Annotated in this window: 39 protein-coding genes and 2 pseudogenes; 36 read left to right on the top strand and 5 right to left on the bottom strand. The window is 67.2% G+C overall.

The window, feature by feature from the left end; genetic code table 11:
* Positions 1-102: 102 nt before the first annotated feature.
* On the bottom strand, positions 103-987 hold the full coding sequence (locus ACFWV8_RS00925; protein ID WP_384196787.1) for a hypothetical protein: 885 nt from the start codon (positions 985-987) through the stop codon (positions 103-105).
* Between the two features lie 133 nt (positions 988-1,120).
* Positions 1,121-1,555, bottom strand: a pseudogene (locus ACFWV8_RS00930) (ATP-binding protein); the annotation flags it as partial.
* Between the two features lie 91 nt (positions 1,556-1,646).
* On the opposite strand from ACFWV8_RS00930, the pseudogene ACFWV8_RS00935 reads away from it, so the two are divergent.
* From ACFWV8_RS00935 to ACFWV8_RS00945, 3 genes and pseudogenes are all read left to right on the top strand, one after another.
* A pseudogene (locus ACFWV8_RS00935) lies at positions 1,647-2,534 on the top strand (helix-turn-helix domain-containing protein).
* Positions 2,531-2,740, top strand: a complete 210-nt coding sequence (locus ACFWV8_RS00940) for a DUF397 domain-containing protein (RefSeq protein WP_384196789.1) — start codon at positions 2,531-2,533, stop codon at positions 2,738-2,740. Before ACFWV8_RS00935 ends, ACFWV8_RS00940 begins: the two are co-directional and overlap by 4 nt.
* A 5-nt stretch (positions 2,741-2,745) precedes the next feature.
* Positions 2,746-2,931 carry a DUF397 domain-containing protein gene (locus ACFWV8_RS00945; RefSeq protein WP_384196791.1) on the top strand — a complete coding sequence of 62 codons (186 nt, stop codon included), beginning with the start codon at positions 2,746-2,748 and terminating at the stop codon, positions 2,929-2,931.
* Here ACFWV8_RS00945 and ACFWV8_RS00950 read toward each other — a convergent pair.
* Together ACFWV8_RS00950 and ACFWV8_RS00955 are read right to left on the bottom strand one after the other, a co-directional pair.
* Entirely contained in the window at positions 2,909-3,622 is a 714-nt protein-coding gene (locus ACFWV8_RS00950) for a class I SAM-dependent methyltransferase (protein ID WP_384196792.1), read from the bottom strand. The two genes, ACFWV8_RS00945 and ACFWV8_RS00950, sit on opposite strands and share 23 nt — an antisense overlap.
* A 73-nt stretch (positions 3,623-3,695) precedes the next feature.
* The gene (locus ACFWV8_RS00955; RefSeq protein ID WP_329383134.1) at positions 3,696-3,887 is read right to left on the bottom strand and encodes a DUF1059 domain-containing protein; all 192 of its coding nucleotides are present in this window, start codon (positions 3,885-3,887) and stop codon (positions 3,696-3,698) included.
* A gap of 684 nt (positions 3,888-4,571) precedes the next feature.
* On the opposite strand from ACFWV8_RS00955, the gene rpsJ reads away from it, so the two are divergent.
* From rpsJ to truA, 31 genes are all read left to right on the top strand, one after another.
* Positions 4,572-4,880 carry a 30S ribosomal protein S10 gene (rpsJ, locus tag ACFWV8_RS00960; protein WP_003948644.1) on the top strand — a complete coding sequence of 103 codons (309 nt, stop codon included), beginning with the start codon at positions 4,572-4,574 and terminating at the stop codon, positions 4,878-4,880.
* A gap of 14 nt (positions 4,881-4,894) precedes the next feature.
* Entirely contained in the window at positions 4,895-5,539 is a 645-nt protein-coding gene (rplC, locus tag ACFWV8_RS00965; RefSeq protein WP_384196794.1) for a 50S ribosomal protein L3, read from the top strand.
* Between the two features lie 4 nt (positions 5,540-5,543).
* Positions 5,544-6,206: a 50S ribosomal protein L4 gene (gene rplD, locus ACFWV8_RS00970; protein ID WP_384196796.1), complete on the top strand. Its 663-nt coding sequence runs from the start codon at positions 5,544-5,546 to the stop codon at positions 6,204-6,206.
* Entirely contained in the window at positions 6,206-6,523 is a 318-nt protein-coding gene (gene rplW / locus ACFWV8_RS00975) for a 50S ribosomal protein L23 (RefSeq protein WP_078075546.1), read from the top strand. The genes rplD and rplW overlap by 1 nt, the downstream gene beginning before the upstream one ends.
* 47 nt (positions 6,524-6,570) lie before the next feature.
* The gene (gene rplB / locus ACFWV8_RS00980; RefSeq protein WP_329383126.1) at positions 6,571-7,407 is read left to right on the top strand and encodes a 50S ribosomal protein L2; all 837 of its coding nucleotides are present in this window, start codon (positions 6,571-6,573) and stop codon (positions 7,405-7,407) included.
* A 14-nt stretch (positions 7,408-7,421) separates the two neighbouring features.
* Complete coding sequence (gene rpsS / locus ACFWV8_RS00985; RefSeq protein ID WP_003966956.1) at positions 7,422-7,703, top strand: 30S ribosomal protein S19; 282 nt, start codon at positions 7,422-7,424, stop codon at positions 7,701-7,703.
* 43 nt (positions 7,704-7,746) lie between these two features.
* Entirely contained in the window at positions 7,747-8,094 is a 348-nt protein-coding gene (gene rplV, locus ACFWV8_RS00990; protein ID WP_189107821.1) for a 50S ribosomal protein L22, read from the top strand.
* Positions 8,094-8,954 (top strand): 30S ribosomal protein S3, encoded by an 861-nt coding sequence (gene rpsC, locus ACFWV8_RS00995; protein ID WP_329383124.1) that lies wholly within the window; start codon positions 8,094-8,096, stop codon positions 8,952-8,954. The genes rplV and rpsC overlap by 1 nt, the downstream gene beginning before the upstream one ends.
* Positions 8,955-8,959: 5 nt before the next feature.
* Positions 8,960-9,379: a 50S ribosomal protein L16 gene (gene rplP, locus ACFWV8_RS01000; protein WP_023539339.1), complete on the top strand. Its 420-nt coding sequence runs from the start codon at positions 8,960-8,962 to the stop codon at positions 9,377-9,379.
* On the top strand, positions 9,379-9,603 hold the full coding sequence (rpmC, locus tag ACFWV8_RS01005; protein ID WP_031230018.1) for a 50S ribosomal protein L29: 225 nt from the start codon (positions 9,379-9,381) through the stop codon (positions 9,601-9,603). The genes rplP and rpmC overlap by 1 nt, the downstream gene beginning before the upstream one ends.
* On the top strand, positions 9,603-9,893 hold the full coding sequence (gene rpsQ / locus ACFWV8_RS01010) for a 30S ribosomal protein S17 (protein ID WP_329383121.1): 291 nt from the start codon (positions 9,603-9,605) through the stop codon (positions 9,891-9,893). The genes rpmC and rpsQ overlap by 1 nt, the downstream gene beginning before the upstream one ends.
* A gap of 79 nt (positions 9,894-9,972) precedes the next feature.
* Positions 9,973-10,341, top strand: a complete 369-nt coding sequence (rplN, locus tag ACFWV8_RS01015) for a 50S ribosomal protein L14 (RefSeq protein WP_023539336.1) — start codon at positions 9,973-9,975, stop codon at positions 10,339-10,341.
* Positions 10,342-10,343: 2 nt separating this feature from the next.
* Positions 10,344-10,667, top strand: a complete 324-nt coding sequence (gene rplX, locus ACFWV8_RS01020) for a 50S ribosomal protein L24 (protein WP_114659657.1) — start codon at positions 10,344-10,346, stop codon at positions 10,665-10,667.
* Positions 10,667-11,224: a 50S ribosomal protein L5 gene (gene rplE, locus ACFWV8_RS01025; protein WP_384196798.1), complete on the top strand. Its 558-nt coding sequence runs from the start codon at positions 10,667-10,669 to the stop codon at positions 11,222-11,224. Before rplX ends, rplE begins: the two co-directional genes overlap by 1 nt.
* Before the next feature lie 2 nt (positions 11,225-11,226).
* Positions 11,227-11,412, top strand: a complete 186-nt coding sequence (locus ACFWV8_RS01030; protein WP_003948630.1) for a type Z 30S ribosomal protein S14 — start codon at positions 11,227-11,229, stop codon at positions 11,410-11,412.
* A 208-nt stretch (positions 11,413-11,620) separates the two neighbouring features.
* On the top strand, positions 11,621-12,019 hold the full coding sequence (gene rpsH, locus ACFWV8_RS01035; RefSeq protein WP_023539333.1) for a 30S ribosomal protein S8: 399 nt from the start codon (positions 11,621-11,623) through the stop codon (positions 12,017-12,019).
* 21 nt (positions 12,020-12,040) lie between these two features.
* Positions 12,041-12,580 (top strand): 50S ribosomal protein L6, encoded by a 540-nt coding sequence (gene rplF / locus ACFWV8_RS01040; protein ID WP_329383113.1) that lies wholly within the window; start codon positions 12,041-12,043, stop codon positions 12,578-12,580.
* A 2-nt stretch (positions 12,581-12,582) separates the two neighbouring features.
* Entirely contained in the window at positions 12,583-12,966 is a 384-nt protein-coding gene (gene rplR / locus ACFWV8_RS01045) for a 50S ribosomal protein L18 (RefSeq protein ID WP_329383110.1), read from the top strand.
* A gap of 46 nt (positions 12,967-13,012) precedes the next feature.
* Positions 13,013-13,615: a 30S ribosomal protein S5 gene (gene rpsE / locus ACFWV8_RS01050; RefSeq protein WP_023539330.1), complete on the top strand. Its 603-nt coding sequence runs from the start codon at positions 13,013-13,015 to the stop codon at positions 13,613-13,615.
* Positions 13,615-13,797 carry a 50S ribosomal protein L30 gene (rpmD, locus tag ACFWV8_RS01055; RefSeq protein ID WP_329383108.1) on the top strand — a complete coding sequence of 61 codons (183 nt, stop codon included), beginning with the start codon at positions 13,615-13,617 and terminating at the stop codon, positions 13,795-13,797. The genes rpsE and rpmD overlap by 1 nt, the downstream gene beginning before the upstream one ends.
* Before the next feature lies 1 nt (position 13,798).
* On the top strand, positions 13,799-14,254 hold the full coding sequence (gene rplO, locus ACFWV8_RS01060; protein ID WP_023539328.1) for a 50S ribosomal protein L15: 456 nt from the start codon (positions 13,799-13,801) through the stop codon (positions 14,252-14,254).
* 265 nt (positions 14,255-14,519) lie between these two features.
* Positions 14,520-15,839 carry a preprotein translocase subunit SecY gene (gene secY / locus ACFWV8_RS01065; RefSeq protein WP_078075536.1) on the top strand — a complete coding sequence of 440 codons (1,320 nt, stop codon included), beginning with the start codon at positions 14,520-14,522 and terminating at the stop codon, positions 15,837-15,839.
* Entirely contained in the window at positions 15,839-16,501 is a 663-nt protein-coding gene (locus tag ACFWV8_RS01070; protein ID WP_384196801.1) for an adenylate kinase, read from the top strand. Before secY ends, ACFWV8_RS01070 begins: the two co-directional genes overlap by 1 nt.
* Positions 16,502-16,669: 168 nt before the next feature.
* Positions 16,670-17,506, top strand: a complete 837-nt coding sequence (gene map, locus ACFWV8_RS01075; protein WP_384196910.1) for a type I methionyl aminopeptidase — start codon at positions 16,670-16,672, stop codon at positions 17,504-17,506.
* Between the two features lie 343 nt (positions 17,507-17,849).
* A complete protein-coding gene (gene infA / locus ACFWV8_RS01080; protein WP_003956442.1) occupies positions 17,850-18,071 on the top strand; it encodes a translation initiation factor IF-1 in 222 nt (73 codons plus the stop codon).
* Positions 18,072-18,126: 55 nt separating this feature from the next.
* Positions 18,127-18,240 (top strand): 50S ribosomal protein L36, encoded by a 114-nt coding sequence (gene rpmJ / locus ACFWV8_RS01085; protein ID WP_003956441.1) that lies wholly within the window; start codon positions 18,127-18,129, stop codon positions 18,238-18,240.
* 188 nt (positions 18,241-18,428) lie between these two features.
* Complete coding sequence (gene rpsM, locus ACFWV8_RS01090; protein WP_384196802.1) at positions 18,429-18,809, top strand: 30S ribosomal protein S13; 381 nt, start codon at positions 18,429-18,431, stop codon at positions 18,807-18,809.
* 64 nt (positions 18,810-18,873) lie between these two features.
* The gene (rpsK, locus tag ACFWV8_RS01095) at positions 18,874-19,278 is read left to right on the top strand and encodes a 30S ribosomal protein S11 (RefSeq protein ID WP_003956432.1); all 405 of its coding nucleotides are present in this window, start codon (positions 18,874-18,876) and stop codon (positions 19,276-19,278) included.
* 116 nt (positions 19,279-19,394) lie between these two features.
* On the top strand, positions 19,395-20,417 hold the full coding sequence (locus tag ACFWV8_RS01100; RefSeq protein WP_003956430.1) for a DNA-directed RNA polymerase subunit alpha: 1,023 nt from the start codon (positions 19,395-19,397) through the stop codon (positions 20,415-20,417).
* A gap of 81 nt (positions 20,418-20,498) precedes the next feature.
* Positions 20,499-21,014: a 50S ribosomal protein L17 gene (gene rplQ / locus ACFWV8_RS01105; RefSeq protein ID WP_384196803.1), complete on the top strand. Its 516-nt coding sequence runs from the start codon at positions 20,499-20,501 to the stop codon at positions 21,012-21,014.
* Between the two features lie 83 nt (positions 21,015-21,097).
* On the top strand, positions 21,098-22,006 hold the full coding sequence (truA, locus tag ACFWV8_RS01110; protein ID WP_384196805.1) for a tRNA pseudouridine(38-40) synthase TruA: 909 nt from the start codon (positions 21,098-21,100) through the stop codon (positions 22,004-22,006).
* Here the strand turns inward: truA and ACFWV8_RS01115 are convergent.
* Positions 21,974-22,855 (bottom strand): hypothetical protein, encoded by an 882-nt coding sequence (locus tag ACFWV8_RS01115; RefSeq protein ID WP_329383096.1) that lies wholly within the window; start codon positions 22,853-22,855, stop codon positions 21,974-21,976. The two genes, truA and ACFWV8_RS01115, sit on opposite strands and share 33 nt — an antisense overlap.
* 75 nt (positions 22,856-22,930) lie before the next feature.
* Between ACFWV8_RS01115 and ACFWV8_RS01120 the strand changes: the two genes are divergently transcribed.
* Together ACFWV8_RS01120 and rplM are read left to right on the top strand one after the other, a co-directional pair.
* Entirely contained in the window at positions 22,931-24,562 is a 1,632-nt protein-coding gene (locus ACFWV8_RS01120) for an ABC-F family ATP-binding cassette domain-containing protein (RefSeq protein ID WP_384196806.1), read from the top strand.
* Between the two features lie 345 nt (positions 24,563-24,907).
* Positions 24,908-25,351, top strand: a complete 444-nt coding sequence (gene rplM / locus ACFWV8_RS01125) for a 50S ribosomal protein L13 (RefSeq protein WP_189107638.1) — start codon at positions 24,908-24,910, stop codon at positions 25,349-25,351.
* Positions 25,352-25,389 lie beyond the last annotated feature (38 nt).

The following is a 25,389-nucleotide window of genomic DNA, read 5'->3' on the forward strand; positions in this document are numbered from 1 at the left end:
AGGCGAGCGCTGTTCCGACGGCCCATGGTGGTGCATGGCACTGACAGGACACGTGGCAGGGCCGACCGCAGGGTGCGGGCGGCCCTGTCGGTGGGGTGGGAGTCACTCCGTGCTGAAGATCTCCTCGGCGGAGGACACAGTGATGGAGCGCAGGAACCACTCCCGCAGGGAGTCGGAGTCCTCGCAGCTCGTGATGCGTTCGCGAGCATCGTCCGAGATCTCGACACCGCGCTGTTCAAGGATCAGCAGGATGTCCTCGGCCCGGCTGGCCGCCCGGCCCTCTGCCCGGCCCTCGTCGCGGATCTCCTCCGAGAGCGGTGAGGTGTAGAAAGAAAGGTCCACGGCCACCAGGTTCCTCCACTGTTGTGCGGCTGGGCGCTTGCCCAAGCCCTGTGCGGTGAGTTCGACGAGTGGGCCGGTGAGGGATTCCGGCGCCTCCCGCAGTGCGGCGGACAGCGATTTCAGTATGGCACCGATGTCCGGATCGTCGGCGTGTGTGATCGCTGAAAGAGTGGCAAGCGCCAGGTCCTTGCGCGCCTCGGCCGCGTTCGTGATCAGGGGCATGTTGTGCGGGCCGGCGACGAGTGGGCGCAGTGTGAGCGACGACCACTGTCTGGGCCCGATGTGTACCGGGTGGGCCGCCCATTCCGCCGTCGCGCGGTCCTGGCACACGACCAGAAGTACCGGCTGCACCTTGTACTTCGCGTACAGATACGACAGGTAGTACATCCAACTGGCGGGCTTGTCCAAGTCCTTCTTCCCCTGTGCTTCCACAGCGAGAAGTAAGGGCTCGTCGTTCTCGGTCTCCAGACGCATAAGCGTGTCCACCCGGCGCTCCACCGGTCGGGACTCGGTGAGGTCGGTCGGCAGGATCGTCACCGAGGTGGGCGGGGAGAAATTGACACCCAGCACCTCGGAGACGCGGGAGAACAGCCCCGGGTACTCCTGGAAGATGCGGTGCATCGCCTCATGAGGCGCGCTGACCATGCGGGTTCCTGTGGGTGAGTCGATGGGGGCAGGATCCGCCTTTGGCATATGCCTTTGTCTCGCCGAGCCTAGGCAGATAATCCGGCCCATCTCTCACCCAGTTGGACATGTTCACCCGGACGGATGATGCCGCCCGTACCAGGTCCAGCTCCGCCCGCACCGTCTTCCGCGGCACCGGCCCCGACGCCACCCCCCACCGGTCCGCGAGCACCTCGACCAGCAGCAGCCCTCTGCCCGACTCGTCGTCCGGGGGCGGCAGTTGGGGGTTGAGTCCGGGGAGACGGTCGCCCCGGGTGTCGGTCACCTCGATACGGAGGACGCTCCCGTCCTCCGCCCCACGCAGCTCCAGCAGGAAGTCCCGCCCGGACAGCCGGCCGTGCGAGGCCGCGTTGTTCGCCAGCTCGGCGGTGACCTGTTCCGCCGTCTCGATCGTCCGGGGCGGCACGTCCCAGGCGAGCAGATGCCCGGTGGCCAGCCGCCGGGCGAGGCGTGCGCCGCGTGGCGTGGGGGACAGGAGTACGCCGAAGTGGCGCTCCGAAAGGCCAAGTTGGGTGATTTGTTGATTCACGTCACTCAGCGTGGCGGTCCATGCATACGCTGACCAGTGATGACTCCGGTACGTACGGTGACTGTCCGGGGATTGTCCAGTGCTGTCCAGCCTGTCCGGAGGGGGCAGCGGTACGAAGGAGGCGGATGTGGACACGGAAGGCACGGACGAACCGGGCTGGGAGGTCGACCCCGACGACGAGTCGGGCGCGGCGGTCATCGCGACGGTGGGCCGCTAACTACGGCTCCGCCGCGAGGCGGCCGGCCTGCGAGCGTCGGAGTTCGGCCACGCGATCGGCTACGGCGAGGACCTGGTCTACAAGGTGGAGTCGGGCGCACGGATTCCCCGCCCCGAGTACCTGGACAAGGCGGACAGGGTGCTGCGGGCGGAGGGGATGATCTCCGCGATGAAGCAGGACGTGGCGGAGGTCCGGTATCCGAAGAGGGTTCGGGATCTGGCCAAGATGGAGGCGAAGGCCGTCGAGCTCTTGTCGTACGGCAACCACAATCTGCACGGGCTGTTGCAGACCGAAGCGCACGCTCGGGCGCTGCTCGGAACGCGTCGCCCCGCGTACTCGCAGGACGAGTTGGAGCGGATGCTGAGCGCACGCATGACGCGGCAATCCATCTTTGAGCGGTCACCCGCTCCGGATCTGAGTTTTGTCCTGGAAGAGGTGACAGTCCGCCGCTGTATCGGGGGGACAATGGTGGCACGCCAACAACTGCAAAACCTGCTGGAGGTAGGGCAGTTGCGGAACGTCGAGATCCAAGTGATGCCGACCGACCGATGGGACCACCCCGGAACAGGTGGGAAGATCCAAGTGCTTAAGTTCCACGACGGTTCAGCGGTGGGCCGTACCGATGACGAGTACGGAGGCCGCCCTGTCTCTGACCCGCGCTATCTTCGGATCCTGGAACTGCGACATGGCATCATCCGGGCGCGGGCTCTCAGCCCACGGGAGTCACACGCCTTCATCGAGCGAGTGCTGGGGGAAACATGATCCGCAAGATCTCTGTCGAGAACGCTCCCGAGCTGGAATGGTTCAAGAGCAGCTACAGCGACAGCAGTAACGGCAACGACTGCGTCGAGGTCGCCACCACCCTCACGGCCATCCACGTCCGTGACTCCAAGAACCCCCAGGGGCCCCGCCTCGGCGTCTCACCCACCGCGTGGGCGAGCTTCGTGGCGTACGCGTCGGAGCGCTGACGGACATGGCTCACGGGCTGGCGTGGTTCAAGAGCAGCTACAGCGACAGCAGCAACCCCAACGACTGCGTCGAGGTCGCCACCACCTCCACCGCCGTCCACGTCCGCGACTCCAAGAACCCCCAAGGCCCCCGCCTGGCAGTCGACTCCGCCGCGTGGGCGAGCTTCCTCACGTACGCGTCGGAGCGCTGATTCGCCGGAAGGCCGTCACGAGCAGCGTGTCAGCCGTGCGAGGCCCGCTCGCGGCGGCCGGCAGCAGGTCGATGGTGATCCCGGTGAATCCCGCCTCGTCCAGGATCTTCGTCCACACGTGCTCCTGAAGCACCCAGCGGCGCATGGTGGTTGCCTCACCCTCCGGCGTCCTCGCAGAGAGCTCGGCAGCCACCGCATCCGCCTCCGCGGGCTCGCCGCCCAGGTAGTGGGCGAGGGTCGAGAACACCAGCCGCCCGCCAGGCCGTAGTGCGGCGGACGCCGCTCGGGACAGCTCGTACGGCTCGGTGAAGTCGACCGCCCCGAACACGCTGTACAGCACGTCGTAGGTGTCCGGCACCGCAAGCAGGTGCGCCACCGCATCGGCGTGCACCAGGCGCAGGCGTGGTGTGAGTTCGGCGTACAGGTCGGTGGCCATGGCGTGCTGGGCGGCAGAGGCGTCGACCGCCACCACCTGGGCGGGCCCGTGAAGGGCCGCCAAGTGGGCGGCGTGCCTGGCGGACCCGGCACCGAGGTCGGCGACGCGTTGGCCGGTGACATCGCCGAGGGCTTCCGCGCCTGGACCGCCGTCCTGGCTCCAGATCCAGTGGAAGGACTTGGGGACGGCGCGGTCGCGCTCGGTGCGGGTGCGGCCGTAGTGGTGCCAGAGGTCCGTGGTTGTCACACGCCTCATCGTGACGGGCGCCGCCCGGTGGCGGGCCGGTTCGCCGGAATCTCACCCGCCCGGGACCTCGGATCTTCGGATCTCACACCTGCTGCGGCATCTCGTCCTTCAGGTTGGACCGGATCTGGGCTCGCAGTTCCGCCGTGTTCTCGTGGCCGTGCACCGAAGTCGCGTGTTCGCTCGCGGCGCGGACGACCTCGTCCTCCTCGCCCGTGATGGCGAGGGTGCAGTTCGTCTCGCTCGGCATGTCCCGGGAGTCGACTACTTTCCGCATGATGCACACCTCCACCCCCCATTTTCCTCCGTTTCGGGGAGGCATGGGCAGCGATGGGTGGCTGTCAGCAGCCGTAGTGGCAGCGGCAGGCCGCGATCTGTGCCGCCGCCCTTTTCGAGCTGGTCGATCGAGGCCAGTAGTCTGCGGGCGTTCTCCGGGCTCGCGAGCAGGTGGGCCGTTTCGTTGAGGGACCCGTAGTCGTCCAGTGCCGCCATCACGACCGCACCGTACAGGCGGGCCCGTGCCGACAAGAGCATTCCGCGTCAGCCCCAGGGTTCGCCCCTCCCCCCGTGGGGTACGCTCTCTCGCCGCGATTGGCCAGGGCTCCGGGCCATATGGCACACTGCTCAGGTTGCTCGGTTGAGTGCCGATGCTGCGCGCCTCCCGCCGGGGGGACCGGAAGCGAGTCCCACAGTACTCGTCGTCCCATCTGCCTCTCACGGCAGCGCTGGGGCGGACGTACGGGAATCTTCCGGGAAGTGTCAGCGGGGTACCGGCCAGGCACCCGGTGGGCGTTCGTCCCCGGTCTCGTGGTCTATGAGGGCCGCACCCCTTGGCAGGGAAATCCTTCGGGATTCATCCGAAAAGGGAATGCGACACGCCCGACCGCGTGGGTCGGAGATGGGCAGTGCACAGGCCCCCCGGGAGCCAGAGCGTTTCGAGAGACAGGACTACTGAGTAGCCATGGCGGGACAGAAGATCCGCATCCGGCTCAAGGCCTACGACCACGAGGTCATCGACTCTTCGGCGAAGAAGATCGTCGAGACGGTGACTCGCACTGGTGCGTCGGTCGCGGGCCCGGTGCCGCTGCCCACTGAGAAGAACGTGTACTGCGTCATCAAGTCGCCGCACAAGTACAAGGACTCGCGCGAGCACTTCGAGATGCGCACGCACAAGCGCCTGATCGACATTCTCGACCCGACGCCCAAGACCGTTGACTCGTTGATGCGCCTGGACCTTCCGGCCGGCGTCGACATCGAGATCAAGCTCTGAGAGGCGCGGAAGAGATGGCAAAGCAGATCAAGGGTGTCCTGGGCGAGAAGCTCGGCATGACCCAGGTCTGGGACGAGAACAACCGTGTCGTCCCGGTGACCGTGGTCAAGGCCGGACCCTGCGTCGTTACCCAGGTCCGTACGAATGACTCCGACGGCTACGAGTCGGTCCAGATCGCCTTCGGCGAGATCGACCCGCGCAAGGTGAACAAGCCCCTCAAGGGCCACTTCGCCAAGGCCGACGTGACCCCCCGCCGCCACCTGGTGGAGCTCCGCACCTCCGACGCCGGCGAGTACACGCTCGGCCAGGAGGTCACCGCGGCCGTGTTCGAGTCCGGCGTCCGCGTGGACGTCACGGGCAAGAGCAAGGGCAAGGGCTTCGCCGGTGTCATGAAGCGTCACAACTTCAAGGGCCTCGGCGCCGGTCACGGAACCCAGCGCAAGCACCGCTCTCCCGGCTCCATCGGTGGCTGCGCCACCCCGGGCCGTGTGTTCAAGGGCCTCCGTATGGCGGGTCGCATGGGCAACGAGCGGGTCACCACCCAGAACCTGACCGTTCACGCCGTTGACGCGGAGAAGGGCCTGCTCCTCATCAAGGGCGCGGTCCCCGGTCCGAACGGCGGCCTCGTCCTGGTCCGCACCGCGGCGAAGGGGGCCTGAAGACATGAGCAGCACCATCGACATCATGTCGCCCTCGGGCGACAAGACCGGGACCGTCGAGCTCCCGGCCGAGATCTTCGACGCCAAGGTCAGCATCCCGCTGATCCACCAGGTCGTCGTCGCGCAGCTGGCCGCCGCCCGTCAGGGCACGCACAAGGTCAAGCGCCGTGGCGAGGTCCGTGGTGGTGGCAAGAAGCCTTACCGCCAGAAGGGCACCGGCCGCGCCCGTCAGGGTTCGACCCGTGCGCCGCAGTTCGCCGGCGGTGGCGTCGTACACGGCCCCACCCCGCGTGACTACTCGCAGCGGACCCCGAAGAAGATGAAGGTCGCCGCCCTGCGCGGGGCCCTCACCGACCGGGCCCGCAACGCCCGTATCCACGTCGTCTCCGACGTGGTCGAGGGCGTGGCGTCCACCAAGGCCGCCAAGACCCTGCTCGGCAAGGTCAGCGAGCGCAAGAACGTGCTCCTGGTCGTCGAGCGGAGCGACGAGACCGCGTGGCTGTCCGCGCGCAATCTCCCCGAGGTCCACCTGCTGGACCCGGGACAGCTCAACACGTACGACGTGCTTGTCTCCGACGACGTGGTCTTCACCAAGGCCGCCTTCGAGTCCTTCGTGTCCGGCGGGGCTGCGCGACAGACTGCCGAGACCGAGGGGAGCGAAGCCTGATGGCCGAGATCACCAGCAAGACCTTCACGGACCCGCGTGACGTTCTCGTCAAGCCCGTGGTGTCCGAGAAGAGCTACGCGCTGCTCGACGAGAACAAGTACACGTTCATCGTCGCGCCCGGCTCCAACAAGACCCAGATCAAGCAGGCCGTCGAGGCGGTCTTCTCGGTCAAGGTCACCGGGGTCAACACGATCAACCGGCAGGGCAAGCGCAAGCGCACCCGCACCGGTTTCGGCAAGCGCTCGGACACCAAGCGCGCCATCGTGACCCTCGCCGAGGGCGACCGTATCGACATCTTCGGCGGCCCGACTTCCTAACGGAAGTCGGATCGAATCGAAGTCCGGAATATTCCGAGGACTGAGAAATGGGTATCCGCAAGTACAAGCCGACGACCCCGGGCCGTCGTGGCTCCAGCGTCGCCGACTTCGTCGAGATCACGCGGTCCACGCCGGAGAAGTCGCTGGTCCGCCCGCTGCACAGCAAGGGCGGCCGTAACAACGCCGGTCGTGTGACCGTTCGCCACCAGGGCGGCGGCCACAAGCGCGCCTTCCGTCTGATCGACTTCCGTCGTCACGACAAGGACGGTGTGCCGGCCAAGGTCGCCCACATCGAGTACGACCCGAACCGCACCGCGCGCATCGCGCTCCTGCACTACGCGGACGGCGAGAAGCGCTACATTCTCGCGCCGCGTGGCCTGGCGCAGGGCAGCCGTGTCGAGAACGGCCCGTCCGCCGACATCAAGCCCGGCAACAACCTGGCGCTGCGCAACATCCCGGTCGGTACGACCATCCACGCCATCGAGCTGCGTCCCGGCGGCGGCGCGAAGTTCGCCCGTTCCGCGGGCACTTCCGTACAGCTGCTGGCGAAGGAGGGCTCCATGGCCCACCTTCGTATGCCGTCCGGAGAGATCCGGCTGGTCGACGTCCGCTGCCGCGCCACCATCGGTGAGGTCGGCAACGCCGAGCAGTCGAACATCAACTGGGGCAAGGCCGGCCGTATGCGCTGGAAGGGCGTCCGCCCGACCGTCCGCGGTGTCGCCATGAACCCCGTTGACCACCCGCACGGTGGTGGTGAGGGCAAGACCTCCGGTGGTCGCCACCCGGTCAGCCCGTGGGGTCAGAAGGAAGGTCGTACGCGTTCGCCGAAGAAGGCGAGCAACAAGTACATCGTCCGCCGCCGCAAGACGAACAAGAAGCGCTAGGAGCGGGTTTTCAGATGCCGCGCAGTCTCAAGAAGGGGCCCTTCGTCGACGGCCACCTCATCAAGAAGGTGGACGTCCAGAACGAAGCTGGCACCAAGAACGTCATCAAGACCTGGTCCCGTCGCTCGATGATCGTCCCGGCAATGCTGGGCCACACCATCGCGGTGCACAACGGCAAGATCCATGTCCCGGTGTTCGTCACCGAGTCGATGGTCGGCCACAAGCTCGGCGAGTTCTCGCCGACTCGCACCTTCCGCGGCCACGTCAAGGACGACCGGAAGTCGAAGCGCCGCTAACCGCGGGGTGGAAACGACTATGACTTACACCGAAGGGACAACCATGGAAGCCAGGGCCCAGGCGCGGTACATCCGCGTCACGCCCATGAAGGCCCGCCGCGTGGTGGACCTCATCCGTGGCATGGACGCCACGGAGGCTCAGGCGGTCCTGCGTTTCGCCCCGCAGGCCGCGAGCGTGCCGGTCGGCAAGGTGCTGGACAGCGCCATTGCCAACGCCGCGCACAACTACGACCACTCCGACGCCACTTCGCTGGTCATCAGCGAGGCGTACGTGGACGAGGGTCCGACCCTGAAGCGGTTCCGGCCGCGTGCCCAGGGCCGCGCCTACCGGATCCGTAAGCGGACCAGCCACATCACCGTGGTCGTCAGCAGCAAGGAAGGAACCCGGTAATGGGCCAGAAGGTTAACCCGCATGGGTTCCGGCTCGGTATCACCACGGACTTCAAGTCCCGCTGGTATGCCGACAAGCTGTACAAGGACTACGTCAAGGAAGACGTCGCCATTCGTCGCATGATGACGAAGGGGATGGAGCGTGCCGGTATCTCCAAGGTGGAGATCGAGCGCACCCGTGACCGCGTCCGCGTGGACATCCACACCGCACGTCCGGGCATCGTCATCGGCCGCCGCGGCGCCGAGGCCGACCGTATCCGCGGCGAGCTGGAGAAGCTGACCGGCAAGCAGGTCCAGCTGAACATCCTTGAGGTCAAGAACCCCGAGGTGGACGCTCAGCTGGTGGCCCAGGCCGTCGCCGAGCAGCTGTCCTCGCGTGTCTCCTTCCGTCGCGCCATGCGCAAGAGCATGCAGTCGACGATGAAGGCCGGCGCCAAGGGCATCAAGATCCAGTGCGGTGGCCGCCTCGGCGGCGCCGAGATGTCGCGCTCGGAGTTCTACCGCGAGGGCCGCGTGCCCCTGCACACGCTCCGCGCCAACGTCGACTACGGCTTCTTCGAGGCCAAGACGACCTTCGGCCGTATCGGTGTGAAGGTCTGGATCTACAAGGGCGACGTCAAGAACATCGCCGAGGTGCGCGCCGAGAACGCCGCGGCGCGCGCGGGCAACCGTCCGGCCCGTGGCGGCGGCAGCGACCGCCCCGCCGGCCGCGGTGGCCGCGGTGGCGAGCGCGGCGGTCGCGGTGGCCGCAAGCCGCAGCAGGCTCCGGGTGCCGAGGCTCCCGAGTCGGCGAAGGCCGGTGCCACGGCTGCTCCGGCAGCGGAGGCCGCGCCCACTTCTACCGGCGGAACGGAGGCCTGACCGAAATGCTGATCCCCCGTAGGGTCAAGCACCGCAAGCAGCACCACCCGAAGCGCAGCGGAATGTCCAAGGGTGGTACGCAGGTTGCGTTCGGCGAGTACGGCATCCAGGCGCTGACCCCGGCCTACGTGACGAACCGCCAGATCGAGGCGGCCCGTATCGCGATGACCCGCCACATCAAGCGTGGCGGCAAGGTCTGGATCAACATCTACCCGGACCGTCCGCTCACGAAGAAGCCCGCCGAGACCCGCATGGGTTCCGGTAAGGGTTCTCCCGAGTGGTGGATCGCGAACGTCAAGCCCGGCCGGGTGATGTTCGAGCTGTCCTACCCGAACGAGAAGGTTGCCAAGGAGGCGCTCACCCGCGCCGCCCACAAGCTTCCGATGAAGTGCCGCATCGTTCGGCGCGAGGCAGGTGAGTCGTGATGGCGGCCGTTACCAAGGCGTCCGAGCTGCGTGAACTGGGCAACGAGGAGCTTGTCGACAAGCTTCGCGAGGCCAAGGAAGAGCTGTTCAACCTCCGCTTCCAGGCGGCGACCGGTCAGCTTGAGAACCACGGCCGGCTGAAGCTGGTCCGGAAGGACATCGCGCGGATCTACACCCTGATGCGTGAGCGCGAGCTGGGCATCGAGACGGTGGAGAGCGCCTGATGACTGAGAGCAACGTGACCGAGACGACCGCGAAGAGCGAGCGCGGATTCCGCAAGACCCGTGAGGGTCTCGTCGTCAGCGACAAGATGGACAAGACCGTCGTCGTCGCTGTCGAGGACCGCGTGAAGCACGCCCTGTACGGCAAGGTCATCCGCCGTACGAACAAGCTCAAGGCGCACGACGAGCAGAACGCCGCCGGGATCGGCGACCGTGTCCTCCTCATGGAGACCCGGCCGCTGTCCGCGACGAAGCGCTGGCGCATCGTCGAGATCCTTGAGAAGGCCAAGTAACACAAGGCCCAGCAATCCCTCCCAGGGCATTCTCTGGGAGTAGTTCCGCCGGGAACCGGCAGACGATCAGGAGATAGACGTGATCCAGCAGGAGTCGCGACTGCGTGTCGCCGACAACACTGGTGCCAAGGAGATCCTTTGCATCCGTGTTCTCGGTGGCTCGGGTCGCCGCTACGCGGGTATCGGTGACGTCATCGTCGCCACCGTCAAGGACGCGATCCCCGGTGGCAACGTGAAGAAGGGTGACGTCATCAAGGCGGTCATCGTTCGCACCGTGAAGGAGCGCCGCCGCCAGGACGGCTCGTACATCCGCTTCGACGAGAACGCCGCCGTCATTCTGAAGAACGACGGCGACCCTCGTGGCACCCGTATCTTCGGCCCGGTGGGCCGTGAGCTGCGCGAGAAGAAGTTCATGAAGATCATCTCGCTCGCGCCGGAGGTGCTGTAAGCATGAAGATCAAGAAGGGCGACCTGGTTCAGGTCATCACCGGCAAGGACAAGGGCAAGCAGGGCAAGGTCATCGTGGCCTACCCCACGCAGGACCGCGTCCTCGTCGAGGGTGTCAACCGGGTCAAGAAGCACACCAAGGCCGGCCAGACCGCTCGTGGTTCGCAGACCGGCGGCATCGTGACGACCGAGGCCCCTGTCCACGTCAGCAACGTTCAGCTGGTCGTGGAGAAGGACGGCAAGAAGGTCGTCACCCGCGTCGGGTACCGCTTTGACGACGAGGGCAACAAGATCCGCGTTGCCAAGCGGACCGGTGAGGACATCTGATGACGACCACCACTGCACCGCGTCTGAAGCTGCGCTACCGCGAGGAGATCGCCGGCAAGCTGCGTGAGGAGTTCTCGTACGAGAACGTCATGCAGATCCCCGGTCTCATCAAGATCGTGGTCAACATGGGTGTGGGCGACGCCGCCCGCGACTCCAAGCTGATCGAGGGTGCCATCAAGGACCTCACCACGATCACCGGCCAGAAGCCGGCCGTGACCAAGGCCCGCAAGTCGATCGCGCAGTTCAAGCTGCGCGAGGGGCAGCCGATCGGCTGCCACGTCACCCTCCGCGGTGACCGCATGTGGGAGTTCCTGGACCGTACGCTGTCGCTCGCGCTGCCGCGTATCCGTGACTTCCGCGGCCTGTCGCCGAAGCAGTTCGACGGCCGTGGCAACTACACCTTCGGTCTCACGGAGCAGGTCATGTTCCACGAGATCGACCAGGACAAGATCGACCGGGTCCGGGGCATGGACATCACCGTGGTGACCACGGCGACCAACGACGACGAGGGTCGTGCCCTCCTTCGTCACCTCGGCTTCCCGTTCAAGGAGAACTGACCGTGGCGAAGAAGGCTCTGATCGCTAAGGCCGCCCGCAAGCCGAAGTTCGGCGTGCGCGGTTACACCCGCTGCCAGCGCTGCGGGCGCCCCCACTCCGTCTACCGCAAGTTCGGCCTCTGCCGTGTCTGCCTTCGTGAGATGGCACACCGCGGCGAGCTGCCGGGCGTCACCAAGAGCTCCTGGTAATTCCCCACTTCGGGAATTACCAGACGCTCTCGGTAAGCAACTGGTCGGCGGATGCCCTGCCCCACATGCCGTAGGCTTGCGGGGTTGGGCGTCCGGCGCCCAAAACTTACTACGCCGTAGGTCCCCGCACCGCACCCGTCCCGCCATCGAGCGGGGAGAGGGATGGCGCATACAGGAAACCCCGGCGAGAGAGGCCGAAGGCCAATTCATGACCATGACTGATCCCATCGCAGACATGCTCACGCGTCTGCGTAACGCGAACTCGGCGTATCACGACACCGTCGAGATGCCGCACAGCAAGATCAAGTCGCACATCGCGGAGATCCTCCAGCAGGAGGGCTTCATCACCGGCTGGAAGGTCGAGGACGCCGAGGTCGGCAAGAGCCTCACCCTTGAGCTGAAGTTCGGCCCGAACCGCGAGCGTTCGATCGCCGGCATCAAGCGCATCTCGAAGCCGGGTCTGCGCGTGTATGCCAAGTCCACCAACCTGCCCAAGGTGCTCGGCGGCCTGGGCGTGGCGATCATCTCCACGTCCCACGGTCTTCTGACGGGCCAGCAGGCAGGCAAGAAGGGCGTAGGTGGGGAAGTCCTCGCCTACGTCTGGTAGTCGGGAACGGAGGAAAAGCTCATGTCGCGAATCGGCAAGCTCCCCATCCAGGTTCCCACCGGTGTGGACGTCACCATCGACGGCCGTACGGTCGCGGTGAAGGGCCCCAAGGGTTCCCTCTCGCACACCGTGGCGGCGCCGATCGAGGTCACCAAGGGCGACGACGGCACCCTCAAGGTGCTGCGCCCGAACGACGAGCGTCAGAACAAGGCCCTCCACGGCCTGTCCCGCACGCTGGTGGCGAACATGATCACCGGTGTGACCCAGGGATACACCAAGGCGCTCGAAATCAGCGGTGTCGGCTACCGCGTCCAGGCGAAGGGCTCCAACCTGGAGTTCGCGCTCGGATACAGCCACCCGATCACCGTCGAGGCGCCCGAAGGCATCACCTTCAAGGTCGAGTCCCCGACGAAGCTCAGTGTCGAGGGCATCGACAAGCAGAAGGTCGGCGAGGTCGCGGCGAACATCCGCAAGCTGCGGAAGCCCGACCCGTACAAGGCCAAGGGCGTCAAGTACGCCGGCGAGGTCATCCGCCGCAAGGTCGGAAAGGCGGGTAAGTAGCCATGGCATACGGTGTGAAGATCGCCAAGGGCAAGGCCTACAAGGCCGCTGCCATCAAGCGCCGGCACATCCGCGTACGCAAGAAGGTCTCGGGCACGCAGGCGCGCCCCCGGCTCGTTGTGACGCGTTCCAACCGCCACATGGTGGCCCAGGTCATCGACGACATCGCGGGCCACACGCTCGCGTCGGCGTCGACCCTGGACACCTCGATCCGCGGTGGCGAGGGCGACAAGAGCGCCCAGGCACAGCGGGTGGGTGCCCTGGTCGCCGAGCGCGCCAAGGCCGCCGGTATCGAGGCCGTCGTGTTCGACCGTGGTGGCAACCAGTACGCCGGGCGGATTGCCGCTCTGGCTGACGCCGCCCGTGAAGCCGGGCTGAAGTTCTAAGCCCCGGTTCCGGAGCTAGCGGACGTAACAGAGAGAGGTAAATCCAATGGCTGGACCCCAGCGCCGCGGAAGCGGTGCCGGTGGCGGCGAGCGGCGGGACCGGAAGGGCCGTGACGGTGGCGCTGCCGCCGAGAAGACCGCGTACGTCGAGCGTGTCGTCGCGATCAACCGTGTCGCCAAGGTCGTGAAGGGTGGTCGTCGCTTCAGCTTCACCGCGCTGGTCGTGGTGGGCGACGGTGACGGCACCGTGGGTGTCGGTTACGGCAAGGCCAAGGAGGTGCCGGCCGCCATCGCCAAGGGTGTTGAGGAGGCCAAGAAGCACTTCTTCAAGGTCCCCCGTATCCAGGGCACCATCCCGCACCCGATCCAGGGTGAGAAGGCGGCGGGCGTCGTCCTGCTCAAGCCCGCGTCCCCCGGTACCGGCGTCATCGCCGGTGGCCCGGTGCGTGCGGTACTTGAGTGCGCCGGCGTCCACGACATCCTGTCGAAGTCGCTCGGTTCGTCGAACCCGATCAACATCGTGCACGCGACCGTGGCGGCCCTTCAGGGTCTGCAGCGTCCCGAGGAGATCGCGGCCCGCCGCGGTCTGCCCCTTGAGGACGTCGCCCCCGCGGCTCTGCTCAGGGCGCGTGCGGGAGCGGGTGCGTGATGGCCCGTCTCAAGATCACGCAGACGAAGTCGTACATCGGCAGCAAGCAGAACCACCGCGAGACCCTTCGTTCGCTCGGCCTCAAGCGGGTCAACGACGTGGTTGTCAAGGAAGACCGTCCCGAGTTCCGCGGCATGGCCAACACCGTGCGGCACCTCGTGACGGTTGAGGAGGTCGACTGACATGGCGGAGCAGAAGCCGCTGAAGGTCCACAACCTCCGTCCTGCCCCCGGAGCCAAGACCGCCAAGACCCGTGTGGGCCGTGGCGAGGCGTCCAAGGGCAAGACCGCGGGTCGTGGCACCAAGGGCACCAAGGCCCGTTACCAGGTTCCGGAGCGCTTCGAGGGCGGGCAGATGCCCCTCCACATGCGTCTCCCGAAGCTCAAGGGCTTCAAGAACCCGTTCCGCACCGAGTACCAGGTCGTGAACCTGGACAAGCTGGCCGAGCTCTACCCGCAGGGTGGCGAGGTCACTGTGGCCGATCTGGTCGACAAGGGCGCGGTCCGTAAGAACAGCCTCGTCAAGGTCCTGGGCCAGGGCGAGATCTCCGTGGCACTGACGGTTTCGGTTGACGCCGCTTCCGGCTCCGCCAAGGAGAAGATTGCCGCCGCCGGCGGCTCCGTCACCGAACTCGTCTGAGACGTCTCGGACGAATTCGATGGACTGAACACCAACCGGGGGTGCCTCTCAAAAGGGGCATCCCCGGTTGGTCGTTCCTAGGGGAGCAGGTACGCCGGTAAGGTGGCGTGCACTATTGCTGTATGAACCCGGGGGTCCGCCCCCGGACCCCGAGCCACGCGGACTCTCCGCAGGGGTGGTCGCGTGGCTTTTTGCCTGATATGTATCCGTCGATCCTCAAGACCGTCACCCTTGACGCGCGAGCGCGGGGGTCGCAGGAGGCACCGTGCTCACCGCGTTCGCCCGGGCGTTCAAGACGCCCGACCTGCGCAAGAAGCTGCTCTTCACGCTGTTCATCATCGTGCTGTACCGGTTCGGGGCGCACATCCCCGTCCCGGGCGTCAGCTACGAGAACGTGCAGACGTGTGTCGACGCAGCCCAGAAGGGCAACAACAGCCTGTTCGGCTTGGTGAACATGTTCAGCGGCGGAGCGCTGCTGCAGATTACGATCTTCGCGCTCGGCATCATGCCGTACATCACGGCAAGCATCATCCTGCAGCTGCTGACCGTGGTCATCCCCCGACTCGAAGCCCTCAAGAAGGAAGGGCAGTCCGGTCAGGCCAAGATCACTCAGTACACCCGATACCTGACAGTCGCCCTCGCGGTGCTCCAGGGCACCGGTCTGGTGGCTACCGCGCGCAGCGGCGCGCTCTTCAGCGGCTGCCCCGTCGCCTCGGAGATCGTTCCGGACCAGTCGATCTTCATCACCGTGACGATGGTCATCACGATGACCGCCGGTACGGCCGCCGTCATGTGGCTCGGTGAGATGATCACCGACAAGGGCATCGGCAACGGCATGTCCATCCTGATGTTCATCTCCATCGCCGCCGGCTTCCCCGGCGCGCTGTGGGCCATCAAGGAGAGCGGCAAGCTCGCCCAGGGCTGGATCGAGTTCGGCACGGTCATTCTGATCGGCTTCGTGATGGTGGGTCTCGTCGTCTTCGTCGAGCAGGCGCAGCGCCGGATCCCCGTCCAGTACGCGAAGCGGATGATCGGCCGCAGGTCCTACGGCGGTACGTCCACGTACATCCCGCTGAAGGTGAACCAGGCGGGTGTGATCCCCGTCATCTTCGCGTCGTCGCTGCTCTACATCCCGGCGCTGATCGCGCAGTTCTCCAGCTCGCAGTCTGGCTGGAAGACCTGGATCGAAGCCCACTTCATCAAGGGTGACCATCCGTACTACATCGCGACCTACTTCGTGCTGGTCGTGTTCTTCGCCTTCTTCTACGTGGCCATCACGTTCAACCCCGAAGAAGTAGCGGACAACATGAAGAAGTATGGTGGCTTCATCCCGGGCATCCGGGCCGGTCGACCTACTGCCGAGTATCTGAGTTACGTACTCAACCGGATCACTTGGCCGGGCTCGCTGTACCTGGGGTTGATCGCTCTCGTCCCAACGATGGCGTTGGCAGGCTTCGGCGGCGCGAACCAGAACTTCCCGTTCGGCGGGACAAGCATCCTGATCATCGTGGGTGTGGGTCTGGAGACTGTGAAGCAGATCGAGAGCCAGCTCCAGCAGCGTAATTACGAAGGGTTCCTCCGCTGATGCGAATCGTCCTCGTCGGACCGCCCGGTGCCGGCAAGGGAACGCAGGCTGCGTACCTCGCCGAGAACCTCTCCATTCCACACATCTCCACCGGTGATCTGTTCCGCGCCAACATGAGCCAGGGCACCGACCTCGGCAAACAGGCGAAGAGCTACATCAACGCCGGGAACCTGGTTCCCGACGAGGTCACCATCGCGATGGCGCTGGAACGGATGGGGCAGCCGGACGCCGCGAACGGCTTCCTTCTGGACGGCTTTCCCCGCAACGTCTCGCAGGCCGAAGCGCTCGACAAGGCGCTCACGGCCGAGGGGCTGCATCTGGACGCCGTGCTGGACCTGGAGGTCGACGAGGACGAGGTGGTCAAGCGGATCGCCGGTCGGCGCACCTGCCGCAAGGACAGCTCGCACGTCTTCCACCTCACCTACAGCCCGCCGAAGGAGCAGGGCGTGTGTGATGTGTGCGGCGGTGAGCTGTACCAGCGGCACGACGACTCCGAGGAAACGGTCCGCACGCGGCTGGAGGTCTACCACACGCAGACCGAGCCGATCATCGACCACTACCGGGAGCAGGGCCTCGTGGTCACCATCTCGGCGCTGGGCAAGGTCGCCGAGGTGACCAAGCGCGCGATGGCGGCTCTGGAGGAGGGGGGCCGGGCCGCCTAGGTCCGGTTCTCAGCGCGGTACCACCTTGTACGGCACAGTGATACGGCCGGGGCGCCCGAGTGGGCACCACGGCCGTACTGCTGTCCGGGCGACTACCGTAGATGTGCCCGCGCGGACGCCGCGCGGCTGAGACAACGTTTCTTCGACCGAGTGAGGCAGGCCGCCGTCATGGTGGAGATCAAGACCCCCGAGCAGATCGCGAAGATGCGCGAGGCCGGGCTGGTCGTGGCCGCGATCCACGCGGCCACCGGCGAGGCCGCGGTGCCCGGCGCCACCACGAAGGACCTGGACGAGGTCGCGCGCAAGGTCCTCGCCGACCATGGCGCGAAGCCCAACTTCCTCGGTTACGGCGGGTTCCCCGCGACGATCTGCACCTCGGTCAACGAGGTGGTGGTGCACGGGATCCCGGACACCACGACCGTACTGAAGGACGGCGACATCATCTCGATCGACGCCGGCGCGATCGTGGATGGCTGGCACGGCGACGCGGCCTTCACGGCGTTCGTGGGCGGCGGTCACGCCCCGGAGCTGATCGAGCTCTCGCGTGTGACGGAGGGGTCGATGTGGGCGGGGATCGCGGCGATGCGCGGCGGTGCCCGGCTGGTGGACGTCTCGCGGGCGATCGAGACGTACATCCGCCGCCAGCCGAAGCCGGGCGGCGGCAAGTACGGCATCGTCGAGGACTACGGCGGCCACGGCATCGGTACCCAGATGCACATGGACCCGCATCTGCTGAACTACGTTTCCCGCAAGCGCGGCAAGGGCCCGAAGCTGGTCCCCGGCTTCTGCCTGGCGATCGAGCCGATGGTCTCGCTCGGCACGCCGCACACGGAGGTCCTGTCCGACGAGTGGACGGTCATCACGACCGACGGCACGTGGTCCTCGCACTGGGAGCACTCGGTGGCGGTGACGGAGGACGGTCCGCTGGTCCTGACGGCGGTCGACGGGGGCAAGGCGAAGCTGGCGGAGCTGGGCGTGACGGCTGCGCCGGATCCGCTGGCGTGAGCGGGCTCGTCGGCCCGGTCGGCCGGACGGAGTCCGGCACAGCCGCGCGAAGCTTGTGAGGCGCCCCGGCGCCGAGCCCGCGAGCGGGGCGTTGGGAGGATCAGTCGGGGGCAAGGCGAAGCTGGCGGAGCTGGGCGTGACGGCTGCGCCGGATCCGCTGGCGTGAGCGGACCCCCGGGGCATCCGGGGGATCAGGGGATTGACGATCTCCAAGGGTGGGCAAACTCACCGATTCGTGTTTTCGAGAGCCCTGCCGTAGACTGACGCGTCGGCTCTGGTGTACCCGTGTGTCCGCATTCGGGGGTCCAGAATCGATCAAGGTAGCCGATTCGAAGGGCGAAGCGTGGCCAAGAAGCAAGGTGCCATCGAAATTGAGGGCACCGTGATCGAGTCCCTCCCGAACGCCATGTTCAAGGTGGAGCTCCAGAACGGTCACAAGGTCCTCGCGCACATCAGTGGCAAGATGCGGATGCACTACATCCGAATCCTTCCCGATGACCGGGTAGTGGTGGAGCTGTCTCCCTACGACCTGACGCGTGGCCGGATCGTCTACCGATACAAGTAGATCTTGCCTCGCCCCCTTCCCGGGGTGCCGGCACTGACCCGGAGAACCTCACACCATGAAGGTCAAGCCGAGCGTCAAGAAGATCTGCGACAAGTGCAAGGTGATCCGCCGCCACGGTCGGGTCATGGTCATCTGTGACAACCTGCGCCACAAGCAGCGCCAGGGCTGACGCACGACCCCCTCTGCATCTCGCAGTACTTCGCGCGACGCGAGCGACAACGTATATACGCAGTGTCCGACGCCATCCGCACCAGCTGATGGCGCCGACACCTCCGGCGGAGGCCGGGGACCCGGAGAGAGCACAGCGGTCCGGGAGAGTCACTGCGGAAGACCTCCGAAATCACTCAGGAGCCATGAATGGCACGCCTCGCAGGCGTTGACCTCCCGCGCGAAAAGCGCGTCGAGGTCGCCCTCACCTATGTCTTCGGCATCGGGCGCACCCGGTCCAAGGAAGCCCTCGCCGCCACCGGCGTCGACCCCAACGTGCGCGTCCGCGACCTTGCCGAGGACGACCTCGTCAAGCTCCGCGAGTACGTGGACACCAACCTCAAGACCGAGGGTGACCTCCGTCGCGAGATCCAGGCCGACATCCGCCGCAAGGTCGAGATCGGCTGCTACCAGGGTCTGCGCCACCGTCGCGGCCTGCCGGTCCACGGCCAGCGCACGAGCACGAACGCCCGTACCCGCAAGGGTCCGCGTCGCGCCATCGCCGGCAAGAAGAAGCCGGGCAAGAAGTAGTCCTCAGCGGACGCTCATCAGCGGTCTTCGCTGTAGGACCGACCACCTCCCGTAGGAGTAATAGATGCCCCCCAAGGGTCGTCAGGGCGCTGCCAAGAAGGTGCGCCGCAAGGAAAAGAAGAACGTCGCTCACGGGCACGCCCACATCAAGAGCACGTTCAACAACACCATCGTCTCGATCACCGACCCCTCGGGCAACGTGATCTCCTGGGCCTCCGCCGGCCACGTCGGCTTCAAGGGCTCGCGCAAGTCCACCCCCTTCGCCGCGCAGATGGCCGCCGAGTCGGCCGCCCGCCGGGCGCAGGAGCACGGCATGCGCAAGGTCGACGTCTTCGTCAAGGGTCCCGGCTCCGGCCGTGAGACCGCGATCCGCTCGCTCCAGGCCACGGGCCTGGAGGTGGGTTCGATCCAGGACGTCACCCCCACCCCGCACAACGGCTGCCGCCCCCCGAAGCGTCGCCGCGTTTGATCTTCCGTACCCCCTAGGGGTACGGGTCGCGGGCGGTACGGGGCCTTCGCCCCGTGCCGCCCGTATCCTTGTTCTGTTGGCATCAAATAGCGGGTGCCAAGACTGGAGGCATTTTCATGCTTATCGCTCAGCGTCCGTCGCTGACCGAAGAGGTCGTCGACGAATACCGTTCGCGGTTCGTGATCGAGCCCCTGGAGCCGGGTTTCGGCTACACGCTCGGTAACTCCCTGCGCCGTACGCTCCTCTCCTCGATCCCCGGAGCCGCTGTCACCAGCATCCGGATCGACGGGGTCCTGCACGAGTTCACCACCGTGCCGGGCGTCAAGGAGGACGTCACCGACCTCATCCTCAACATCAAGCAGCTGGTCGTCTCATCGGAGCACGACGAGCCGGTCGTGATGTACCTGCGCAAGCAGGGCCCCGGCCTGGTCACCGCCGCCGACATCGCGCCTCCGGCCGGTGTCGAGGTCCACAACCCGGACCTCGTGCTGGCGACGCTGAACGGCAAGGGCAAGCTGGAGATGGAGCTGACCGTCGAGCGCGGTCGCGGCTACGTCTCCGCCGTCCAGAACAAGCAGGTGGGCCAGGAGATCGGCCGTATCCCGGTCGACTCGATCTACTCGCCGGTGCTCAAGGTCACGTACAAGGTCGAGGCGACCCGTGTCGAGCAGCGCACCGACTTCGACAAGCTGATCGTCGACGTCGAGACCAAGCAGGCCATGCGCCCCCGCGACGCCATGGCGTCCGCCGGCAAGACGCTGGTCGAGCTGTTCGGTCTGGCGCGCGAGCTCAACATCGACGCCGAGGGCATCGACATGGGCCCGTCGCCGACGGACGCGGCGCTCGCCGCGGATCTGGCGCTGCCGATCGAGGAGCTTGAGCTCACCGTCCGGTCGTACAACTGCCTCAAGCGCGAGGGCATCCACTCCGTGGGTGAGCTCGTGGCGCGGTCCGAGGCGGACCTGCTCGACATCCGTAACTTCGGCGCCAAGTCGATCGACGAGGTCAAGGCGAAGCTGGCCGGCATGGGCCTGGCCCTCAAGGACAGCCCGCCCGGATTCGACCCCACCGCCGCCGCTGACGCGTTCGGCGCGGACGACGACGCGGACGCCGGGTTCGTGGAGACCGAGCAGTACTGATTTTCTTTCCGTGGACATCCGTCCGCGGGGAACTGACACCGGTACCTGATACGGCCGGTGCAGATATGAAGGAGTAACACCATGCCGAAGCCCGCCAAGGGTGCCCGTCTGGGCGGCAGTGCCGCGCACGAGCGGCTGCTTCTCGCGAACCTAGCGAAGGCGCTGTTCGAGCACGGCAAGATCACGACGACCGAGGCCAAGGCCCGCCGGCTGCGTCCGGTCGCCGAGCGTCTGGTCACCAAGGCGAAGAAGGGCGACATCCACAACCGTCGCCTCGTTCTCCAGACGATCACGGACAAGAGCATCGTGCACACGCTCTTCACCGAGATCGCTCCGCGGTACGAGAACCGCCCCGGTGGCTACACCCGCATCACCAAGATCGGTCCCCGTCGTGGCGACAACGCCCCGATGGCGGTCATCGAGCTGGTCGAGGCCCTGACCGTGGCACAGAAGGCCACCGGTGAGGCCGAGGCCGCGACGAAGCGCGCCGTCAAGGAAGACGCCCTCAAGAAGGAGGCGGACTCCACGGAGGACGCCCCCGTCGAGGACGCCAAGGCGGTCGAGACCGAGGCCAAGGACGAGTCCAAGGACGCCTGAGCGTCCCCATGACGTGTCCGGCCGACGGACGGGCCCGCTCCCCTCACGGGGGCGGGCCCGTTCCGTTGCGAGAGGAGCTGCGGGTGAGTGAGGACATCGAGGGGGCGGCGCCCGGGTTCGTACGGGTGCGGCTGGACCTCAGTTACGACGGGAAGGACTTCTCCGGCTGGGCGCGGCAGGCCACCCGGCGGACCGTCCAGGGGGACATCGAGGACGCGCTGAAGGTCGTGACCCGGTCCGCGCGATCGTACGAGCTGACCGTCGCGGGGCGGACCGACGCGGGCGTCCACGCGCGCGGCCAGGTCGCGCACGTCGATCTGCCCGTCGAGCTGTGGGCCGAGCACCGGGAGAAGCTGCTGCGGCGCCTCGCGGGGCGCCTCGCGCACGATGTGCGGGTGTGGCGGGTCGAGGAGGCCCCACCGGGCTTCAACGCCCGTTTCTCGGCGGTCTGGCGGCGCTACGCCTACCGCGTCACCGACGGCCCCGGCGGCGTCGACCCGCTGCTGCGCGGTCATGTCCTGTGGCACGACTGGGCGTTGGACGTGGACGCGATGAACGCCGCGTCGGCGGGGCTGCTCGGGGAGCACGACTTCGCCGCGTACTGCAAGAGGCGCGAGGGCGCGACGACCATCCGTACGCTCCAGCGGCTGGACTGGGAGCGGGACGCGCACGGCGTCGTCACCGCGACCGTGCGCGCCGACGCCTTCTGCCACAACATGGTGCGCTCGCTGGTGGGCGCGCTGCTGTTCGTCGGCGACGGGCACCGGCCCGTGGAGTGGCCGGCGAAGGTGCTGGCCGCCGGGGTGCGGGACTCGGCCGTCCATGTCGTACGGCCCCATGGACTCACCCTGGAGGAGGTCGGCTACCCGGCCGACGACCAGCTCGCCGAGCGCAACCGGCTGGCCCGCAACAAGCGGACCCTGCCGGCTGCCGGGGGGACGGGCACGGGTGCTACGACGTCACTGGTCGACGGGTGCGGTGGCTGCTGCTGAGGCCTGCGTCTCGCCGCGCTTGCGGATCTGGAGGAAGGTGAACTCCGCGACGTCGTCCCCGGTGGTGTAGACGTCCTTGTCGGTCTTCACGACGTCCTTGCCGTTGGTGAAGCCGCCGACGGTGAAGTACACGTACCGGCCCACCGAGTTGGTGGTCTTGCGGCAGATCGTGCCGCCCCGGCAGAACGTCGGGACACCCGACCCGGAGAGCGAGGCCAGCCCGCCGCGCGCCTCCTTCTTCGCCTTCAGCGCCTGCGTCTCGGTGGAGAAGACGGCGACGCCAACGGTCACGGCCGTGCCCTCGCGGGTGTACGTGGCGCGGATGACCTGGTCGCAGGTGTTGGAGGCGAGGATCGAGCCGAGGTCGCCCTGGGTCGCGCCCGCGCAGTTCGTGGTGCGGTTCGTGGCGCCCTTCGTGTACTCGCGGTCGCCCATCGTCAGCTTGGAGCCGGGGAAGAGGGTGTCGGCGCCGAGAGGCGCCGTGTCCTTGTCCTCGGTGGAGATGAAGTCCTTCGGGTCCGGCGGCGGCAGCGGCACGGCCTCGGAGAAGGACGGCTCGGGCTCGGCGCTCTCGCTGGGCAGATCGGGCGGCGCGGGCAGGTCGCTCGCGTTCTTGCCGCCCGCCCGGTCACCGTCGCCGTTCGTGGACACGACGGCCGTCGCGACGATCGCCGCGACGGCGGCGGTGGCGAGCGCGCCGCCGCCTATCAGCATCCACCGCCTGCGCCTCGCCCGCTGCGCCGAGGCGTCGGCGAGCGCGGCCCAGTCCGGTGTCTGTCCCTGCGGGTCGCGCGATCCGTACGGCCCTTGCGGGGGCGGTCCGTAGGGCCCCCCTTGACCAAAGCTCATGGCGGGAGTTTAGCGCCGGACGAGCCCGCCGCCGTAAGCGGAATTCGGTTGGAGAGCGGGACCTTGGCGGTGACAATGCGGAGCATGGGACATCTAGAGGCCGCGCATCTGGAGTACTACCTACCGGACGGACGGGTGCTTCTCGGCGATGCCTCGTTCCGGGTCGGCGAGGGCGCCGTCGTGGCGCTCGTGGGGGCCAACGGCGCGGGTAAGACGACGCTGCTGCGGCTGATCGCCGGGGAGCTCCAGCCGCACGGCGGCACGGTGACGGTCAGCGGCGGGCTCGGTGTCATGTCGCAGTTCGTGGGCTCGGTGCGCGACGACCGTACGGTCCGTGACCTGCTGGTCTCGGTCGCGCAGCCGCGGATCCGCGAGGCGGCCCGCGCGGTGGACGAGGCCGAGCACCTGATCATGACGGTCGACGACGAGGCCGCGCAGATGGGGTACGCGCAGGCGCTCAGCGACTGGGCGGAGGCGCGCGGGTACGAGGCCGAGACCCTGTGGGACGTGTGCACGACGGCCGCGCTGGGTGTCCCGTACGAGAAGGCGCAGTTCCGCGCGCTGACCACGCTGTCGGGCGGCGAGCAGAAACGGCTGGTTCTGGAGGCGCTGCTGCGCGGGCCCGACGAGGTCCTGCTGCTGGACGAGCCGGACAACTACCTCGACGTGCCGGGGAAGCGGTGGCTGGAGGAGCGGCTCAAAGAGACGCGCAAGACTGTGCTGTTCGTCTCCCACGACAGGGAGTTGCTGGCCAGGGCGGCGGAGAAGATCGTGAGCGTGGAGCCGAGCCCGGCCGGGTCGGACGTGTGGGTGCACGGCGCCGGCTTCGGTACGTATCACCAGGCCCGGCGCGAGCGCTTCGCGCGCTTCGAGGAGCTGAAGCGGCGCTGGGACGAGGAGCACGCGCGGCTGAAGGCGCTGGTGCACCGGCTGCGGCAGCAGGCGGCGATCAGCCCCGACATGGCGTCGCGCTATCGCGCCATGCAGACGCGCTTCAAGAAGTTCGAGGACGCAGGGCCGCCGCCTGAGCCGCCGCGCGAGCAGGACATCCGGATGCGGCTCAAGGGCGGACGTACCGGCGTACGGGCGGTGACCTGCGAGAACCTGGAGCTGACCGGTCTGATGAAGCCGTTCTCGCTGGAGATCTTCTACGGCGAGCGGGTCGCGGTCCTGGGGTCGAACGGCTCCGGCAAGTCGCACTTCCTGCGGCTGCTCGCGGGCGACCCGTCGGTCGCGCACACGGGCAGCTGGAAGCTGGGCGCGCGTGTCGTACCAGGCCACTTCGCGCAGACCCACGCCCATCCGGAGCTGCTGGGACGGACCCTGGTCGACATCCTGTGGACCGAGCACGCGAAGGACCGGGGCGGCGCGATGAGCGTGCTGCGGCGTTACGAGCTGGAGCGGCAGGGGGACCAGCCCTTCGAGAAGCTGTCGGGCGGGCAGCAGGCGCGCTTCCAGGTCCTGCTGCTGGAGCTGGGCGGGACGACGGCGCTGCTGCTGGACGAGCCGACGGACAACCTGGACCTGGAGTCGGCGGAGGCCCTTCAGGACGGGCTTGAGGCGTACGAGGGGACGGTGCTCGCCGTCACGCACGACCGGTGGTTCGCCAAGTCCTTCGACCGCTATCTGGTCTTCGGGTCGGACGGGGTGGTGCGGGAGACGGCGGAGCCGGTGTGGGACGAGCGGCGGGTGGTGCGGGCGCGGTAGTGGCGCCTGCGGCGGGCCTGTTCCCCTACCCGCCCCTTCCCGAAACCGGGGCGCTGCCCCGGACCCCGTACGGCCTTCGGCCGTGCCCTCAAACGCCGGGCGGGCTGATTTCGGGCCGGGGCCCGGTGGCCTCGTTTTGACCCGTACGGCGCACCCTGGGTATCCTTCTGGTTCGTTATGCGTATTGGCTTGTTCATTCTCACGTGAGAGGCCCTTACGCCGGTCCACCGGGCCGATGATCCAGCGGCAGGCACGGGTTGCGTCCCCGTTTGTCTGCCAGGGCTGTCGTGATCGTCCGGGTGGCCTTGTCAGGACCCACTCACTGAAGAAGCGAAGGCTACGACCGTGCGTACGTACAGCCCCAAGCCCGGCGATGTCACGCGCCAGTGGCACATCATCGACGCGCAGGACATCGTCCTGGGCCGTCTGGCGACTACGGCAGCGAACCTCCTCCGGGGCAAGCACAAGCCGACCTACGCCCCGCACATGGACATGGGCGACTTCGTCGTCATCATCAACGCCGAGAAGGTCCACCTCTCCGGCAACAAGAAGACCCAGAAGATGGCGTACCGCCACTCCGGCTACCCGGGTGGTCTGCGTTCCGTCCGCTACGACGAGCTGCTCGCGAAGAGCCCCGAGAAGGCTGTGGAAAAGGCCATCAAGGGCATGATCCCCAAGAACACCCTGGGCCGTCAGATGCTCTCGAAGCTGAAGGTATACGCGGGGGACCAGCACCCGCACGCCGCCCAGCAGCCGGTCCCGTTCGAGATCACCCAGGTCGCGCAGTAATCCCGGCCACCGCCTAAGACGAAAAGAAATCTGAGGAA

The organism is Streptomyces sp. NPDC058665 (genome assembly GCF_042714995.1).
Taxonomy (GTDB): Bacteria; Actinomycetota; Actinomycetes; order Streptomycetales; family Streptomycetaceae; genus Streptomyces.